Origin of the sequence: Ramlibacter sp. GCM10027632 (assembly GCF_042675325.1) — a bacterium.
Lineage (GTDB): Bacteria > Pseudomonadota > Gammaproteobacteria > Burkholderiales > Burkholderiaceae_C > Ramlibacter.
The window spans coordinates 199,053-215,459 of the sequence record NZ_JBHTGW010000002.1; the positions used below are offsets into that span (position 1 = coordinate 199,053).

General features: G+C 71.6%; 13 protein-coding genes. 9 read left to right on the forward strand and 4 right to left on the reverse strand.

What is annotated here, in order from left to right; all coding sequences use genetic code 11:
- Nucleotides 1-80: 80 nt before the first annotated feature.
- Nucleotides 81-917 carry a symmetrical bis(5'-nucleosyl)-tetraphosphatase gene (locus ACFQZY_RS04345; protein WP_377413100.1) on the reverse strand — a complete coding sequence of 279 codons (837 nt, stop codon included), beginning with the start codon at nt 915-917 and terminating at the stop codon, nt 81-83.
- Nucleotides 918-943: 26 nt separating this feature from the next.
- Here ACFQZY_RS04345 and ACFQZY_RS04350 point away from each other — a divergent pair, with 26 nt between their 5' ends.
- A complete protein-coding gene (locus ACFQZY_RS04350; RefSeq protein WP_377413103.1) occupies nt 944-2,239 on the forward strand; it encodes a hemolysin family protein in 1,296 nt (431 codons plus the stop codon).
- A gap of 24 nt (nt 2,240-2,263) precedes the next feature.
- On the opposite strand, the gene ACFQZY_RS04355 is transcribed toward ACFQZY_RS04350, so the two are convergent.
- Together ACFQZY_RS04355 and ACFQZY_RS04360 are read right to left on the reverse strand one after the other, a co-directional pair.
- Entirely contained in the window at nt 2,264-2,542 is a 279-nt protein-coding gene (locus ACFQZY_RS04355) for a hypothetical protein (protein ID WP_377413106.1), read from the reverse strand.
- 83 nt (nt 2,543-2,625) lie between these two features.
- On the reverse strand, nt 2,626-3,639 hold the full coding sequence (locus ACFQZY_RS04360; RefSeq protein ID WP_377413109.1) for a glycoside hydrolase family 5 protein: 1,014 nt from the start codon (nt 3,637-3,639) through the stop codon (nt 2,626-2,628).
- 219 nt (nt 3,640-3,858) lie between these two features.
- Between ACFQZY_RS04360 and ACFQZY_RS04365 the strand changes: the two genes are divergently transcribed.
- From ACFQZY_RS04365 to ACFQZY_RS04390, 6 genes are all read left to right on the forward strand, one after another.
- Nucleotides 3,859-5,796, forward strand: coding sequence for an AMP-dependent synthetase/ligase (locus ACFQZY_RS04365; RefSeq protein ID WP_377413112.1), 1,938 nt, complete (start codon nt 3,859-3,861; stop codon nt 5,794-5,796).
- A 14-nt stretch (nt 5,797-5,810) separates the two neighbouring features.
- A complete protein-coding gene (locus tag ACFQZY_RS04370; protein ID WP_377413888.1) occupies nt 5,811-6,632 on the forward strand; it encodes an ABC transporter ATP-binding protein in 822 nt (273 codons plus the stop codon).
- Between the two features lie 16 nt (nt 6,633-6,648).
- Nucleotides 6,649-7,578 carry a branched-chain amino acid ABC transporter permease gene (locus ACFQZY_RS04375; RefSeq protein WP_377413114.1) on the forward strand — a complete coding sequence of 310 codons (930 nt, stop codon included), beginning with the start codon at nt 6,649-6,651 and terminating at the stop codon, nt 7,576-7,578.
- A 15-nt stretch (nt 7,579-7,593) separates the two neighbouring features.
- Nucleotides 7,594-8,670, forward strand: coding sequence for a branched-chain amino acid ABC transporter permease (locus ACFQZY_RS04380; protein WP_377413116.1), 1,077 nt, complete (start codon nt 7,594-7,596; stop codon nt 8,668-8,670).
- Nucleotides 8,671-8,716: 46 nt separating this feature from the next.
- Nucleotides 8,717-10,039, forward strand: a complete 1,323-nt coding sequence (locus ACFQZY_RS04385; protein WP_377413118.1) for an ABC transporter substrate-binding protein — start codon at nt 8,717-8,719, stop codon at nt 10,037-10,039.
- A gap of 147 nt (nt 10,040-10,186) precedes the next feature.
- Nucleotides 10,187-10,996 carry an ABC transporter ATP-binding protein gene (locus ACFQZY_RS04390; protein ID WP_377413120.1) on the forward strand — a complete coding sequence of 270 codons (810 nt, stop codon included), beginning with the start codon at nt 10,187-10,189 and terminating at the stop codon, nt 10,994-10,996.
- Nucleotides 10,997-11,100: 104 nt separating this feature from the next.
- On the opposite strand, the gene ACFQZY_RS04395 is transcribed toward ACFQZY_RS04390, so the two are convergent.
- Nucleotides 11,101-11,790 (reverse strand): Crp/Fnr family transcriptional regulator, encoded by a 690-nt coding sequence (locus ACFQZY_RS04395; RefSeq protein WP_377413122.1) that lies wholly within the window; start codon nt 11,788-11,790, stop codon nt 11,101-11,103.
- A gap of 169 nt (nt 11,791-11,959) precedes the next feature.
- Here ACFQZY_RS04395 and ACFQZY_RS04400 point away from each other — a divergent pair, with 169 nt between their 5' ends.
- Nucleotides 11,960-13,225 carry a phenylacetate--CoA ligase family protein gene (locus tag ACFQZY_RS04400; RefSeq protein ID WP_377413125.1) on the forward strand — a complete coding sequence of 422 codons (1,266 nt, stop codon included), beginning with the start codon at nt 11,960-11,962 and terminating at the stop codon, nt 13,223-13,225.
- 146 nt (nt 13,226-13,371) lie between these two features.
- Nucleotides 13,372-16,398 (forward strand): acetoacetate--CoA ligase, encoded by a 3,027-nt coding sequence (locus ACFQZY_RS04405; protein WP_377413127.1) that lies wholly within the window; start codon nt 13,372-13,374, stop codon nt 16,396-16,398.
- Nucleotides 16,399-16,407 lie beyond the last annotated feature (9 nt).

Below are 16,407 nucleotides of genomic sequence, written 5' to 3' on the forward strand. Positions count from 1 at the left end.
CCGGCAGCGCCGCGCTAAGTCGCCACGTCCAGCCGCCACGTCCAGCCGCCACGTCCAGCCGCCACGTCCAGCCGCCACGTTCAGTCGCCGCCTGGCGACTGGGACTGTTCGCAGACGACCTGGATCAGCTCGTGCCGGTCCGGGTCGGCCTCCAGCCGCAGCGCGGAGAGGCAGCCGCCCCACACGCATCCCGAGTCCAGGGCCAGCAGGTCCGGGCGCAGCAGCACGCCCAGGGTGGACCAGTGGCCGCAGGCGATGGGGGTGCCCGCCGTGCGCCGGCCCGGCACCGCGAACCAGGGCAGGGTGCCTTCGGGCGCCTGGTCCGGCCGGCCCGAGGCCTTGAGGTGCATGACGCCCTCGGGCGAGCAGAAGCGCAGGCGCGTCAGCGCATTCACCACCACCCGCAGCCGGTCGGTGCCGGTGAGGGCGTCGTCCCAGCGATCGGGCTGATTGCCGAACATGCTGCCGAGGAAGGCCACATGGTCCGGCCCGCGCAGCACCGCCTCCACCTCGCCCGCCAGGGCCATCACCTGCGCGACGTCCCACTGCGGCAGCACGCCGGCATGGACCATCAGCAGCCCGTGCGCGCGCAGGGCCATCGGCTGGTGGCGCAGCCACTCGAGCAGGGCCTCGCGGTCGGGCGCCTGCAGCACCCGGTCCACCGTGTCGCCGGGGTGCGGCGTGCGAAAGCCCTGGGCCACCGCCAGCAGGCTCAGGTCGTGGTTGCCCAGGAGGCAGCGCGCCGAGCTGCCGTAGCCCATGAGGCGGCGCAGCACGGCGTCGGAGTCGGGCCCGCGGTTCACCAGGTCGCCGAGCAGGTAGAGGGTGTCGCGGCTGGGGGAGAAGTCGATCTTGTGCAGCAGGCGGCCCAGGGCTGCGTCGCAGCCCTGCACGTCGCCGATCAGGTAGAGTGCCATGGCCCCGATTCTCCCCTTCCCCCTCGATGGATGTCCTCCTCATCGCGCTGCTGACGGTCCTCAACGGCGTGTTCGCCATGTCCGAGATGGCCCTGGCCTCCAGCCGCAAGGCGCGCCTGTCCGCCATGTCCGAGGCCGGCGACCCCGGCGCTCGCGCCGCGCTCGGCCTGATGGAGCAGCCCACGCAGTTCCTGTCGACGGTGCAGGTGGGCATCACCTCCATCGGCGTGCTCAATGGCATCGTGGGCGAGGCGGCCTTCAGCGCCGGCCTGGCGCAGTGGCTCATGGACCTGGGGGCCGGGCCGAAGCCGGCGGGCATCGCCGCGACGGGCATCGTCGTGGCGATCATCACCTTCGTGACCATCATCTTCGGCGAGCTGGTGCCCAAGCGCATCGGCCAGCTCTATCCCGAGACCGTGGCGCGCTGGGTCGCGCGGCCCATGGCCGGCCTGGCGCGGGCGGCGGGGCCCTTCGTGCGCGCGCTGTCGGCGGCCACGCAGGCGGTGCTCAAGGTCCTGCGCATCGACACCGGGCGCGAGCGCACCATCACCCACGAGGAGCTCTCGCACAGCCTGGAGGAGGGCGTGGACGCCGGCGTCTTCGCGCAGCACGAGCGCCAGATGGTGCAGAACGTGTTCCACCTCGACGAGCGCACCCTGGTGTCGATGATGCTGCCGCGCACCGACATCGAGTGGCTGGACGCCGGCCTGCCGGTGCGCGAGGCGCTGGCCCAGGCCGGGCGCGCCGGCGCGCACTCCTGGTACCCGGTGTGCCGCGGCTCGCTGGACGACGTGGTGGGCGTGGTGAGCATCGCCCGCCTGCTGGCGCTCGACCCGGGTGACGACCGCCCGGTGGCGGCCCATGCCGTGGCGGCGGCCTTCCTGCCCGAGACCCTGACCGGCCTGGAGCTGCTGGAGCAGTTCCGCGCGCATGCCGCGCGGATGGTGTTCGTGGTGGACGAGTACGGCGTGGTGCAGGGCCTGATGACCCCGCATGACCTGCTGGAGGCCATCACCGGCGAGCTCAAGCCGGTGGTGCAGGCCGAGGCCTGGGCCACGCCGCGCGACGACGGCTCGTGGCTGCTGGACGGCCTGATGCCGGTGTCCGAGCTCAAGGCCCGCCTCGACATCAAGGAGCTGCCCGACGAGGAGCGCGGGCGCTACAACACGCTGGCCGGCCTGCTCATGGCGGTGTCGGGGCACCTGCCGTCGACGGGCGAGCGCATCGACTGCGGCGGCTGGCTGTTCGAGGTGGTGGACCTCGACGGCCGCCGCATCGACAAGGTGCTGGCCTTGCCGCTGCCCCCGGCGGCCGCCGCCTGACAGGCCCCGCGGCCGCGCGGCGCCTTACCAGGCGAGGGCGGGTCGAAGGCTGGTGTTGGACCCACCCAAGGCCTGGGTCAGGGTGGGTAGTTGCGTCTCGACGACTGCCGAGCCCAGGACAGCAAGGAGTGCATCCACGTCGCGGTCGGTGAGGGGCGAGTGGTCGCGGATCCACCGACGGCTGACGGGCTTGACCGTCATCGTTGACAGGATCCGGTAGATCGGCGCGATCCGCAGGCCGTCCGGGAGGTCGGGCCAGCGCTTGAGCCGGTAGGAGCGGTTGTCGATGGAAGGATGGGCCATGGAGACAGTGTGGGCGGCCCCCGCGCCGGCGCCTTAGTGGTTCTGCCTCCACCGCGCTAGGTCGATTGCGCAAGCCGAAGGTATTAGTCCAGCAGCGCCCGCCGCAGCGGCTCCACCCAGCGCCCCGCCGCGGGGTCCCACACCCCGGAAAAGTCGGAGGCCAGCTCCCACCAGGCCCAGCCGATGCCCCGGCGCTCGGCCTCGTCGCGCACCAGCCGGGCGTAGGCCGCGCGCGAGGCCAGGTCGCCCGCGCGGTAGGCGCCGAACTCGCCCAGGTGCAGCGGCACGCCCTGGGCCCGGCTCCAGCGCACCGCGTCGTCGAGCGCGCGCGCCACCTGGGCGCGCTGGGCCTCGCTGCAGCAGGCCTGGCCGGTGGGCAGCACCTGCGGCCGCCAGGGCACGCCCTGGTGGGTGAAGTCGAACGGGTCGTAGCTGTGGATGCTGGCGATCAGGTTCGCATCGCGCGGCAGGCGCAGCGCGGGCAGGGCGCGCGGGTGGTTCCACTCGCCCGGGCCCACCAGCACCACCCGGCGCGGGTTGGTCTCGCGCACCGCCGCCAGCGCGCGCGCGGCCAGCCGGTTCCAGGCCTCGCCCTCGAGCCGGCCATTGGGTTCGTTGAACAGCTCGAACAGCAGGCGCGGCGGGCGGCCCTGGTAGCGGCGCGCCACCTGCCGCCACAGGTTTACCAGGCGCTCGTCCACCACCGCGGGGTCCACCGCGAACTCGCGCGGGTGCAGCGCGCCGCCGGTGGCCTGGCTGTAGTGGTGCAGGTTGACGATCACCCACGCGCCGCGCGCCAGCAGCGCGTCGACCACCGTGTCCACGCGCCGCGCGAAGGCCTCGTCGATCGTCGCGTCGGCGCCGGGCGCGGCATGGTTGCTCCAGCGCACCGGCACGCGCACCGTGCGGAAGTGCCGCGCCGCCAGGGCCACCAGCGCCGGCTCGGCGCGCACGCCCCAGTCGCCCTCGCGCGGGGCCTCGAGCATGTTGCCCAGGTTGATGCCGCGGCCCAGCGCGCGCGCAGTCTCGCAGGCCGCGCGGCTGACCGCGTGGCAGGCCATCCGCGACTCGCCCCAGGCCGGCGAAGCGCTGGTCAACGTGACAACGAGGAGGAGGTGCGCGGCGCACCGCGCGAGCAGGCCCATGCCGTCATCCTGACGCGAGCCTTGCGCGGCCGAGGTTACGAGGCGTTTTTCGTTCAGGGTTTGTCCTAGCCGGAACTGTCCACGCCCGAACAGTCCGCGCCTCCCCGCGGCGAACAGAATCCAGCCATCGTGGACCTGCGTGTCCGCCCCCGAGGCTCTGGAAGCACAAGAATGACCCAAGAGACATTCCCGCAACTGCTGCAGCAGCATGCCCGCGACCGCGGCGATCGCGCCGCCCTGCGCGAGAAGGAATACGGCATCTGGCAGACGCTGACCTGGTCCAAGCTGGCCTCGCTCGTCGAGCACATCGCCTGCGGCCTGCACCAGGCCGGCCTGGCGCGCGGCGAGCACCTCGTCGTGATCGGCGCCAACCGCCCGCGCCTGTACGCCACCATGCTGGCCGCGCAGTCCCTCGGCGCCATCCCGATTCCCCTGTACCAGGACGCCGCGGCGCCCGAGTGCGTCTTCCCGATCAACAACGCCGGCGTGCGCTTCGCGATGGTCGAGGACCAGGAGCAGGTGGACAAGCTGATCGAGGTGCGCGAGCAGTGCCCGCAGCTCACGCACATCTGGTACGACGACCCGCGCGGCCTTCGCAACTACACCGACCCGGGCCTGAGCTCGGTCGACGAGCTGGTGGCGGCCGGCAAGGTCTTCGCCGGCCAGCATCCCGCCTTCTACGCGGGCGAGGTGGCCCAGGGCCGCGGCGGCGACGTCGCCGCCATGTTCTTCACCTCCGGCACCACCGGCACGCCCAAGGGCGTGGTGCACACGCACCATTCGCTGCTCGATCGCGCCCGCGCCGGCGCCGAGTTCGACCGCCTCACCGAGAAGGAGGAGGTGCTGGCCTACCTGCCGCCCGCGTGGATCGGCCAGAACATCTTCTCCTATGCCCAGTGGCTGGCCTGCGGCTACGTGGTGAACTGCCCCGAGTCCGCCGGCACGGTGATGATCGACCTCAAGGAGATCGGCCCCACCTACTACTTCGCGCCGCCGCGCGTGTTCGAGGGCCTGCTCACGAGCGTGATGATCCGCATGGAGGATGCGGGCGCCATCAAGCGCCGGATGTTCCATGCCTGCATGGGCGTCGCGCGCCGCGTCGGCCCCGCACTGCGTGACGGCAAGGCCGTCTCGTTCCTGGACCGTGTGAAGTACGCCATCGGCGACCTGCTGGTCTACGGCCCGCTGCGCAACAACCTGGGCATGTCCCGCGTGCGCGTGGCCTACACCGCGGGCGAGGCCATCGGCCCCGACCTCTTCACCTTCTACCGCGCCATCGGCATCAACCTGAAGCAGCTGTACGGCTCCACCGAGACCGCGGTGTTCGTCTGCATGCAGCCGGACCACGAGGTCAAGGCCGACACCGTGGGCGTGCCCTGCCGCGACGTGAAGATCAAGGTCTCCGACTCCGGCGAGATCCTGGTGCAGTCGCCCGGCCTGCTCAAGGAGTACTACAAGAACCCGGCGGCCACCGCCGAGGTGCGCACCGAGGACGGCTGGTACCGCACCGGCGACGCCGGCTTCCTCGACGCGCAGGGCCACCTGAAGATCATCGACCGCGCCAAGGACGTGGGCCGCATGGCCGACGGCTCGATGTTCGCGCCCAAGTACATCGAGAACAAGCTCAAGTTCTTCCCCCACATCAAGGAAGCCGTGGCCGTGGGCGACGGGCGCGACCGCGTCTGCGCCATGATCAACATCGACTTCGACGCGGTGGGCAACTGGGCCGAGCGCCGCAACCTGCCCTATGCCGGCTACACCGACCTGGCGGGCAAGGTCGAGGTCTACTCCCTGATCAAGGACTGCGTCGAGCAGGTCAACGCCGATCTCGCCAACGACGAGCGCCTGGCCGGCTCGCAGGTCCACCGCTTCCTGGTCCTGCACAAGGAGCTGGACGCCGACGACGGCGAACTCACGCGCACCAACAAGGTCCGCCGCGGATTCGTCGCCGAGAAGTACGCGGTGCTGGTCGACGCCCTGTACGGCGGCAAGTCCGAGCAGTTCATCGAGACCCAGGTGAAGTTCGAGGACGGCCGCACCGGCAGCGTGAGCGCCACGCTGAAGATCGCCGACACCCAGACCTTCCCGCCCCTGAAGGCCGCAGCATGAAGATCGAGACCGACATGGCAAACCCCGGAGCAGGCGCGCAGCAGGACGGCGGCAGCGGCCGCAAGATCGGCGACGTGATCCTGGACGTGCAGAACATCTCGCTGTCCTTCGGCGGCGTGAAGGCGCTCACCGACATCTCGTTCAACGTGCGCGAGCACGAGATCCGCTCGATCATCGGCCCCAACGGCGCCGGCAAGAGCTCCATGCTCAATTGCATCAACGGCGTCTACCACCCCCAGCAGGGCGTGATCACCTTCCGCGGCAAGCAGTTCCGCGACATGAACTCGCGCCAGGTCGCCGAGATGGGCGTGGCCCGCACCTTCCAGAACCTGGCCCTGTTCAAGGGCATGAGCGTGCTGGACAACATCATGTCCGGCCGCAACCTGAAGATCAAAAGCAACCTGCTGATGCAGGCGCTGCGCCTCGGCCCGGCCGAACGCGAGGAGATGCGGCACCGCGAGTTCGTGGAACGCATCATCGACTTCCTGGAGATCCAGGCTTTCCGCAAGACCCCGGTGGGCCAGCTGCCCTACGGCCTGCAAAAGCGCGTGGACCTGGGCCGCGCGCTGGCGATGGAGCCGCAGGTGCTGCTGCTGGACGAGCCCATGGCCGGCATGAACCTGGAGGAGAAGCAGGACATGTGCCGCTTCATCCTCGACGTGAACGACGAATTCGGCACCACCGTGGTCCTGATCGAGCACGACATGGGCGTGGTCATGGACATCTCCGACCGCGTGGTGGTGCTGGACTACGGCAAGAAGATCGGCGACGGCACCCCCGACGAGGTGCGCAACAACCCGGACGTGATTCGCGCGTACCTGGGTACCTCGCACTGAGAGGGAGGCAAGACAAATGGGATTCTTCCTTGAGACCCTGCTGGGCGGCCTGATGGCCGGCATGCTCTATTCGCTGGTGGCCCTGGGCTTCGTCCTGATCTTCAAGGCCTCGGGCGTGTTCAACTTCGCCCAGGGCGCGATGGTGCTGTTCGGCGCGCTGGCCATGGCCCGCTTCGCCGAGTGGATCCCGGCCTGGACCGGCATCGACAGCAAGGTCGTCGCCAACGTCGCGGCCTTCCTGATCGCCGGCGCCATCATGTTCGCGGTGGCCTGGCTGATCGAGGCGCTGGTGCTGCGCCACCTGGTCAACCAGGAGGGCGCCACGCTGCTCATGGCCACGCTGGGCATCACCTACTTCCTCGAGGGCGCGGGCCAGACCCTGTTCGGCAGCAGCATCTACAAGATCGACATCGGCATGCCCAAGGACCCGGTGATGGCGTTCGAGGGCGTGTTCCAGGGCGGCATCCTGATCAACCAGGAGGACCTCATCGCCGCCGGCATCGCCGCGGCGCTGGTGGCCCTGCTGACCCTGTTCTTCCAGAAGACCGCCACCGGCCGCGCCCTGCGCGCGGTGGCAGACGACCACCAGGCCGCGCAGTCCATCGGCATCCCGCTCAATCGCATCTGGGTGATCGTGTGGTGCGTGGCCGGCGTGGTGGCCCTGGTGGCCGGGATGATCTGGGGCTCCAAGCTGGGCGTGCAGTTCTCGCTCGCCACGGTGGCCCTGCGCGCGCTGCCGGTGGTGATCCTGGGCGGCCTGACCTCGGTGCCCGGCGCCATCATCGGCGGCCTGATCATCGGCGTGGGCGAGAAGCTCTCGGAGATCTACCTGGGCCCGCTGGTGGGCGGCGGCATCGAGATCTGGTTCGCCTACGTGCTGGCGCTGGGCTTCCTGCTGGTGCGGCCGCAGGGCCTGTTCGGCGAAAAAATCATCGACCGCGTGTAAGGGGAGGAGACCAAGATGCTTTACCGCGAGAACGGTCAGTTCAAGACCACCTACCGTGCCGACCAGCAGATCTTCCCGATCGCGCAGGACCGCATCGTCATCGTCGCCCTGGTGCTGGCCGCCTTCCTGGTGGTGCCGGCCCTGGCCTCGGACTACCTGTTCCAGGCCGTGCTGCTGCCCTTCGTGATCATGTCGCTGGCGGCGCTGGGCGTGAACATCCTGGTCGGCTACTGCGGCCAGATCTCCCTGGGCTCCGGCGCCTTCATGGCGGTGGGGGCCTATGGCGCCTACAACTTCTTCGTGCGCTTCGAGGGCATGCCCCTGGTGCCCGCGCTGCTGCTCGGGGGCCTGTGCGCCACCTTCTTCGGCATCCTGTTCGGCCTGCCCTCGCTGCGCGTGAAGGGCCTGTACCTGGCGGTGGCCACGCTGGCCGCGCAGTTCTTCTCCGACTGGATGTTCCTGCGCATCAAGTGGCTGACGAACGACTCGCCCTCGGGTTCGGTCTCGGCCGCCGGCCTGCAGGTCTTCGGCATCCCGATCGACACGCCCCAGTCCAAGTACTGGCTGTGCCTGGCGATCCTGGTGGTCATCGCCCTCATGGCCAAGAACCTGGTGCGCAGCGCCATCGGCCGCGAGTGGATGGCGATCCGCGACATGGACGTGGCCGCCGCCGTGATCGGCATCCGCCCGATGTACGCCAAGCTCAGCGCCTTCGCGGTCAGCTCCTTCATCATCGGCGTGGCCGGCGCGCTGTGGGCCTTCGTCTACCTGGGCACCTGGGAGCCCGCCGCCTTCTCGGTGGACCTGTCCTTCCGCCTGCTGTTCATGGTGATCATCGGCGGCCTGGGCTCCATCATGGGCAGCTTCTTCGGCGCCGCCTTCATCGTGGTGCTCCCCATTCTCCTGAACCAGTTCCTGCCGGGGTTCCTGGGCCTGTTCGGCCTGGAGATCTCCACCGCCGGCCTGTCGCATGCCGAGTTCATGATCTTCGGCGCGCTGATCGTCTGGTTCCTGATCGTCGAGCCGCACGGCCTGGCCCGCCTGTGGTCCACCGGCAAGCAGAAGCTGCGCCTGTGGCCCTTCCCGCACTGAGTCCCGTCCCGTCGTTTTCCAAGCAAGCACTCCAGGAGACAAAACCATGAAACTTCGCACCCTCGCCACGGCCGGCCTGATGGCCGTCGCCGCCCTGGGCTCCAGCGCCGCGCTGGCGCAGGCCAAGGACCAGTTCTTCCCGCTGCTGTCCTACCGCACCGGTCCCTTCGGCCCCAACGGCACGCCCTGGGCCAACGGCAAGCAGGACTACATCAAGCTGATCAACGCCCGCGACGGCGGCATCAACGGCGTCAAGCTCACCTTCGAGGAGTGCGAGACCGGCTACGCCACCGACCGCGGCGTGGAGTGCTACGAGCGCCTCAAGGGCCGCCCGGGCGTGACCCTGTTCGACCCGCAGTCCACCGGCATCACCTTCGCGCTGACCGACAAGGTGATCAACGACAAGATCCCGCTGCTGACCCTGGGCTACGGCCTGTCGGTGTCGCAGGACGGCATGGCCTTCAAGTGGAACTTCCCCCTCATGGGCAGCTACTGGACCGGCGCCGACATCCTGATCCAGCACATCGCCAAGAAGGAAGGCGGCGCGGAAAAGCTCAAGGGCAAGAAGATCGCCCTCGTGTACCACGACTCGCCCTTCGGCAAGGAGCCGATCCCGCTGCTGCAGGAGCGCGCCAAGATGCACGGCTTCGACCTGTCGCTGATCCCGGTGACGGCGCCCGGCGTGGAGCAGAAGGCCACCTGGCTGCAGGTGCGCCAGCAGCGTCCCGACTACGTCCTGCTCTGGGGCTGGGGCGTGATGAACTCCACCGCCCTGAAGGAGGCCCAGGCCACCGGCTACCCGCGCGACAAGATGTACGGCGTGTGGTGGGCCGGCGCCGAGCCGGATGCCAAGGACGTGGGCGAGGGCGCCAAGGGCTACAACGCGCTGGCGCTGAACACCTCGGGCACCCAGCCCAAGGTGATGCAGGACATCCTGGCCCTGGTGCATGGCAAGGGCCAGGGCACCGGCCCGAAGGACGAAGTGGGCAGCGTGCTGTACACCCGCGGCGTCATCATCCAGATGCTCTCCGTCGAGGCCGTGCGCCGCGCCCAGGAGCGTTTCGGCAAGGGCAAGGTCATGACCCCCGAGCAGGTGCGCTGGGGCCTGGAGAACCTGAACCTGGACCAGAAGCGCCTGGACGCCCTGGGCTTCGCCGGCGTGATGCGTCCGCTGTCCACCAGCTGCGCCGACCACATGGGTTCCACCTGGGCCCGCATCCACACCTGGGACGGCAGCAAGTGGAACATGGGCAACGACTGGTACCAGGCCGACGAGCAGATCATCAAGCCGATGGTCAAGGCCGGCTCGGAGAAGTACCTGGCCGACAAGAAGCTGCAGCGCCGCGACGCGAAGGACTGCCAGTCCTGATGGGTCTTCGCCCATCAGGTCGGCAGGCTGCCGGCCGGTGGGCACCCTCCCCACCCCCTCCCGCCAGGCGGGAGGGGCAGCGGCTGCGACGCAGCCGCCAACCGACAGGGCTGCGATGCAGGTCTGTCGATTGGTAGAAGGAAAACCATGAGCGCTTCCAACATCGTCCTGAACGTCAACGGCATCGAGGTGATCTACAACCACGTGATCCTCGTGCTCAAGGGCGTCTCCCTGCAGGTGCCCGAAGGCGGCATCGTCGCCATCCTGGGCGGCAACGGCGCGGGCAAGACCACCACGCTGCGCGCCATCTCCAACCTGCTGAAGGGCGAGCGCGGCGAGGTCACCAAGGGCAGCATCGAGCTGCGCGGCGAGCGCATCGAGAACCTCTCGCCCGCCGAGCTGGTGGAGCGCGGCGTGCTGCAGGTGATGGAGGGCCGCCACTGCTTCGCCCACCTCACCATCGAGGAGAACCTCCTCACCGGTTCCTACACCCGCAAGGACAAGGGCGAGATCGCGGCCAACCTCGAGAAGGTCTACAACTACTTCCCGCGCCTGAAGACGCGCCGCACCTCGCAGGCCGCCTACACCTCGGGCGGCGAGCAGCAGATGTGCGCTATCGGCCGCGCCATCATGGCCAACCCCAACCTCGTGCTGCTGGACGAGCCCTCCATGGGCCTGGCGCCGCAGATCGTCGAGGAGGTGTTCGAGATCGTGAAGGACCTCAACACCAAGGAGAAGGTCACCTTCCTGCTCGCCGAGCAGAACACCAACATGGCCCTGAAGTACGCCAGCTACGGCTACATCATGGAAAGCGGCCGCATCGTCATGGACGGCCCCGCGCAGGACCTCGCCAGCAACGAGGACGTCAAGGAGTTCTACCTCGGCGTCGGCGGCGGCGAGCGCAAGTCGTTCAAGGACGTCAAGAGCTACAAGCGCCGCAAGCGCTGGCTGGCGTAATCGCCCCCACGCTCGCCCACTGCGTGTGGCTCACTGCCCCCCGAGGGGGCCCTCGCGCCTTGGGGCGGCCCGGCGGCGCTCAAGGCCTGCGCTTCGCGCGCGCGTCATCCGCCCGCAGCCATGTCCTGCAGCGCGGGCAGGTCCAGCACCTCGACCCCGCCGTAGGCGATGCGGATGACGCCCTTGTCCTGCATCTCGTGCAGCACGCGGTTGGCGATCTGGCGCGAGACGCCGGCCAGCCGCCCGATCTCCTCCTGCGAGATCGCCAGCTGCGGCTGCGTGCCGGGGTACAGGTCGCGGTTGAACAGGCTGGCCAGGCAGTAGGCCACCTGCGCCGTCGTGTCGTTCAGCCGCAGGCCCTGCACCAGGGCGATGAAGTGGCCCAGGCGCGCGTTTAGCTGGTGAATGAGCCAGGCCGAGAAGGGCTGGCACTCGGTCATGAGCCACTGGAAGGTGGGGGCCGGCATCAGGGCCACCAGGCTGTCCTGCAGCGCGGTCACGTCATAGGGACGCAGCTCGCCCTTGATCACCGCGCCTTCGCCCACCCAGGCGCCGGCCGGCACGCCGGTGAGCGTGGCGCTCTTGCCGCCGGGGCTGCTGTTCTCCACCTTCAGCATGCCGTCGACCACGCCGATCCAGTAGGCCGAGGGCGCGCCGCGCACGCACACCGTGGCGCCTGCCTCGTAGCGGCGCACCAGGGTGTCCTGGTGCACGCGGTCCACCTGGGCGGGCGTCAGCCCCTGGATCCACGGGGTGGCGTCGAGGAAGTCGTGCAGGCGCTGGAGGTCGTCCATCAGTTCGGGGCGGCCGGGGCGGGCCCGGCCAAGGGTCGTTCTCGGCGCATTCTCTCGCATCCGGCGAGCCGGTCCGCTGCAGCGGCACCGGGTTTTCCCGGGTGAACGCGGTGGGCCAATTGGTGGAGCGACGACAGTATCGGCGCGGCGCGCTGCGTAGATTCGCCGCATGACCGCACCGAACTACGAAGCCCAGGAGCGCCGCGAGCCGGCGCAGCGTGAAGCCGCCCTGATGGACGCCCTGGCCGCCCAGGTCGCCCATGCCAAGGCCAGCAGCCCGGCGCAGGCCGAGCGGCTGAAGGAGGTCGACCCGGCCGCCATCACCTCGCGCGCCGCGCTGGCCACGCTGCCCGTGCTGCGAAAGAGCGAACTGCTGGAGGCGCAGGCGGCGCAGCGCGGCGGCGATCCCTTCGCCGGCTTCTCGGCCTGCGGCTGGCGTGGCCTGGGCTACCCGCGCCAGGCGCGGCGCGTGTTCCAGTCGCCCGGCCCGCTGTACGAGCCGCAGGGCCTGCACCCCGACGGCTGGCGCCTGGGCCGCGCGCTGTGGGCCGCCGGCTTCCGCCCCGGCGACCTGATTCACAACTGCTTCAGCTACCACCTCACGCCGGCCGGCCTCATGACCGAGGAGTCGGCCTTCGCGCTGGGCTGCGCCGTCTTCCCCGGCGGCATCGGCAACACCGAGCTGCAGCTGGCGGCCATGAGCGACCTCGGCCCGCACGGCTACGTGGGCACGCCCAGCTTCCTGAAGATCATCCTGGAGGCGGCCGAGGCCAAGGGCATCCGCATTCCCTCGCTGACCAAGGCGCTGTTCTCCGGCGAGGCCTTCCCGCCCTCGCTGCGCGAGTGGATGGCGCAGCGCGGCGTCGCCGGCTACCAGTGCTATGCCACCGCCGACCTCGGCCTCATCGCCTACGAGACCGAGGCGCGCGAGGGCCTGGTGGTGGACGAGGAGGTCATCGTCGAGATCGTGCGTCCCGGCACCGGCGACCCGGTGCCCGAGGGCGAGGTGGGTGAAGTGGTCGTCACCATCTTCGACCCCGACTACCCCCTGATCCGCTTCGGCACCGGCGACCTCAGCGCGGTGCTGCCGGGGCGCTGCCCCACCGGCCGCACCAACACCCGCATCAAGGGCTGGATGGGCCGCGCCGACCAGACCACCAAGGTCCGCGGCATGTTCGTGCACCCCAGCCAGGTCGCCGAGATCGTGCGCCGCCACCCCGGCGTGCTGAAGGCGCGCCTGGTGGTCGAGGGCGCGGTCGCCGAGGAGCGCATGGTGCTGCACGCCGAGGCCGCGAGCGGCGGTGACGAACTCGCCGCGGCGATGGTGGCCACGGTGCGCGACGTCACCAAGCTGCGCGGCGAAGTGCGCGTGGTCGCCCCGGGCAGCCTGCCGGGCGACGGCAAGGTCATCGACGACCAGCGCAGCTACAAGTGACAAGGCGGGGTCAGGTCTTGCATCAACGCGGCAACGACTGACCCCCAGCCCTTTCGCACTGGCCCGCCAGGGCCGCGCGCTCGGGCGCCGCGCCGACCCCGGGCCGGCGGCGGGCTGGCTAGCGTGGTGTGCCAGGAGCGCAGACCATGCAGCAGTACGTGCCGTCCCGCCCGCCGCGGCCCGGTCCCGGGGTGCGGAGTGCCGGGCGGCCCCGGGGTCTCGCCCTGGCGCGCTTCACCGCCACCCTCGCCGCCGCCCACGGCCTGCGGCTGGACGGGCCCGGGGCCCTGCATGCCTTCTCGGTGCGCGAGTACCGCGCCTTCTGGTCGCACCTGGTCGCCACCTGCCGCGACGAGCTGGGCCTGGAGGGTCCGGCCGAGCCGGCCTGCGTGGGCGATGCCTGCGAGCATGCCCGGTTCTTCCCCGAGCTGCGCCTGAACTACGCCGACGCGCTGCTGAACTTGCGCGTCGCCCCCGCCGGCGCGCCGGCGCTCACCGCCTGCCATGCCGACGGCCGCGTCCTGCGCCTCACCCGCGGCGAGCTGCGCGCCGCGGTGGCCCGTGCCGCCCTCGGCCTGCGCCGCCTGGGCCTGCGCGAAGGCGACCGGGTGGTGGCGGTGGCGCGCAACGACGAGGCCATCGCCATCGCCGGGCTGGCCGCCTGCGCGCTGGGCGCGACCCTGTCCACCGCCGCGCCCGACATGGGCCGCGACGCGCTCCTGGACCGATTCGCCCCGCTCGCGCCCGCGCTGCTCCTGGCGCACACCCGGCCCCAGGCCTTCGACACCGGCGAGCCGCTGCCGCAGCGCCTGCGCGCGCTGGCCGGCGGCCTGCCGTCGCTGCGCGCCCTGGTGCGGCTGGACGGCGACGCCTCGCTGGGCCTGCCGCAGGAGGCGGACCTCGCCGCCCTCGACGCCGGCGGCGACGACACCGGCATGGCCTGGCCGCGCCGGCCCTTCGACCACCCGCTGTTCATCCTCTTTTCCTCCGGCACCACCGGCCGGCCCAAGTGCATCGTCCACGGCGCCGGCGGCAGCCTGCTGGAGCATGTGAAGGAGCACCGGCTGCACGGCGACCTCGCGCCGGGCGAGCGGCTGTACTTCCACACCGGCTGCGGCTGGATGATGTGGAACTGGCAGCTCTCGGCGCTGGCCAGCGGCGTCGAGGTCGTCACCTGGGACGGCCCGGTCGACACGCCGGCGCGCCTGTGGGCGCTGGTGGCGCGCGAGCGGGTGAACGTCTTCGGCACCAGCCCCGCCTTCCTGCGCGCCTCCCAGGAGGCCGGCCTGGCGCCGGCGCGCCAGTGGGACCTGGGCGCGCTGCGCGAGGTGCTCTCCACCGGCGCGGTGCTGCACGACGCGCAGTACGACTGGGTGCGCGAGGCGCTCGGGCCGGTGCCGCTGCAGTCCATCTGCGGCGGCACCGATATCCTGGGCTGCTTCGTCCTCGGCCACCCCTGGCTGCCGGTGGTGCGCGGCGAGGCCACGGGCCGCAGCCTGGCGATGGACGTGCAGGCCTGGCAGGGCGGGGCGCCAGCCCCGGGCACCGGGCAGCTGGTGTGCGCCAACCCGTTCCCCTCGCGGCCCCTGGGCTTCTTCGGCGACGAGGGCGGCCGGCGCTTCCACCAGGCCTACTTCGCCGAGAACCCGGGCGTGTGGACGCATGGCGACCTGGTCGCCTTCGGCCCTTCGGGCAGCGCGCGCCTGCAGGGCCGCTGCGACGGCCTGCTGAACGTGCGCGGCACCAAGATCGCGCCGGCCGAGGTCCTGCGCGTGCTGCACGAGGTGCCCGGGGTGCGCGAGGCGCTGGTGGTGCCGCGCGCCCCCGACGAGGTGGTGGCCCTGCTGGTGCTGCGCCCGGGGCAGGCGCTCGACGCCGCGCTGGCTGCGCGCATCCGGCAGGCGCTGCGTGACCGCCTCTCGCCCGCCCATGTGCCGGACCGCCTGCTGGCCGTGCCCGAGCTGCCGGCCACCCACAACGGCAAGCCCTCCGAGGCCGCGGCGCGCCGCGCGCTGCAGGGGCTGCCGGCGGACAACGCCTCGGCCCTGCGCAACCCCGCCTGCCTGGACGCGATCCGCGACCACCCGGGCCTGCGCGCCGTCCCCGGCGCCAGCGGGGACGACCCCGGCCTGCCCCTGGCGCAGCGCCTGCAGCGGCTGTGGCAGCGGCGCCTGGGCGTCGCGCGGGTGGGGCTGGACGACACCTTCCTCTCCCTCGGCGGCAACTCGCTGCTGGCGGCGGTGATCGCGCAGGAGGTCGGCCGCATGACCGGGCGCGAGCTGCCCCTGGCCGCGTTGCTGCATGCGCCCACGGTGCGCGCGCTGGCGGCCTGGATCGAGCAGGGCCCGGCGCCGGCCGGCCGCCCGCTGCTGGCGCCGGTGCGTGGCGGCACCGGCCGGCCGCTGTTCCTGGTGCACGGCCTGAGCGGTACGGTGATGGACTGCGCGCGGCTGGTGGCGGCGCTGCGCACGCCGCGCCCGGTGGTCGGCCTGCATGCCCCCGGGCTGGACGGCGACGCGCCGATGCCGCGCTGCGTGCTGGCGCTGGCGCAGGCCTACGCGGCGGCGATCCGCGCCGAGCAGCCGCGCGGGCCCTACGCGGTCTGCGGCTTCTCCTTCGGCGGCGTGGTGGCCCTGGAGATCGCGCGGGTGCTGGCGGCCGGCGGCGAGGCGCTGGAACTCGTGGCGGTGCTCGACGCGCACCTGCGCCGCGACCTCGGCGCGCTGCGCGCGCTGGGCGGCCGCGCGCTGCTGGCGGCGCGGCGGGTGGCCTGGCTGCCCGCCGCGGCGCGCTGGCAGTACCTGGCGCGGGCGCTGCGCCGCGCGCTGTCGCCGGGGCTGTACGGGCCGGCCGTCCCCGACGGTCCCCACGGCCTGCCGGTGCCCGACGCCTGGGCCTCGATGGGCCCGGCGCAGCGCGCCGTCCACCAGGCCCTGGGCGAGGCGCTCATGGCGTACCGACCCGCGCCCTTCGACGCTGCGCCGGTGCTGCTGGTGCGCCCGCGCGTGCCGCTGGAGGGCTACCCGGACCCGATGCCGGTGTGGCGGCAGGTCGCGCGCGGCGGGCTGCGCCAGGTGCGCCTGCCGGGCACCCACCTGGCGCTGGTCGGCGCCAACGCGCAGCGCACCGCGGCGGTGCTGGACGAGGCGCTGGGCCCGGGCGGCGCGGCGTGAGTGCCGCGC

Excerpts from the sequence above, each read along its gene's own strand:
- ACFQZY_RS04345 (WP_377413100.1), bottom strand. The coding sequence starts at position 917 with ATGGCACTCTACCTGATCGGCGACGTGCAGGGCTGCGACGCAGCCCTG.
- ACFQZY_RS04350 (WP_377413103.1), top strand. The coding sequence starts at position 944 with ATGGATGTCCTCCTCATCGCGCTGCTGACGGTCCTCAACGGCGTGTTC.
- ACFQZY_RS04355 (WP_377413106.1), bottom strand. The coding sequence starts at position 2,542 with ATGGCCCATCCTTCCATCGACAACCGCTCCTACCGGCTCAAGCGCTGG.
- ACFQZY_RS04365 (WP_377413112.1), top strand. The coding sequence starts at position 3,859 with ATGACCCAAGAGACATTCCCGCAACTGCTGCAGCAGCATGCCCGCGAC.
- ACFQZY_RS04370 (WP_377413888.1), top strand. The coding sequence starts at position 5,811 with ATGGCAAACCCCGGAGCAGGCGCGCAGCAGGACGGCGGCAGCGGCCGC.
- ACFQZY_RS04375 (WP_377413114.1), top strand. The coding sequence starts at position 6,649 with ATGGGATTCTTCCTTGAGACCCTGCTGGGCGGCCTGATGGCCGGCATG.
- ACFQZY_RS04380 (WP_377413116.1), top strand. The coding sequence starts at position 7,594 with ATGCTTTACCGCGAGAACGGTCAGTTCAAGACCACCTACCGTGCCGAC.
- ACFQZY_RS04385 (WP_377413118.1), top strand. The coding sequence starts at position 8,717 with ATGAAACTTCGCACCCTCGCCACGGCCGGCCTGATGGCCGTCGCCGCC.
- ACFQZY_RS04390 (WP_377413120.1), top strand. The coding sequence starts at position 10,187 with ATGAGCGCTTCCAACATCGTCCTGAACGTCAACGGCATCGAGGTGATC.
- ACFQZY_RS04395 (WP_377413122.1), bottom strand. The coding sequence starts at position 11,790 with ATGGACGACCTCCAGCGCCTGCACGACTTCCTCGACGCCACCCCGTGG.
- ACFQZY_RS04400 (WP_377413125.1), top strand. The coding sequence starts at position 11,960 with ATGACCGCACCGAACTACGAAGCCCAGGAGCGCCGCGAGCCGGCGCAG.
- ACFQZY_RS04405 (WP_377413127.1), top strand. The coding sequence starts at position 13,372 with ATGCAGCAGTACGTGCCGTCCCGCCCGCCGCGGCCCGGTCCCGGGGTG.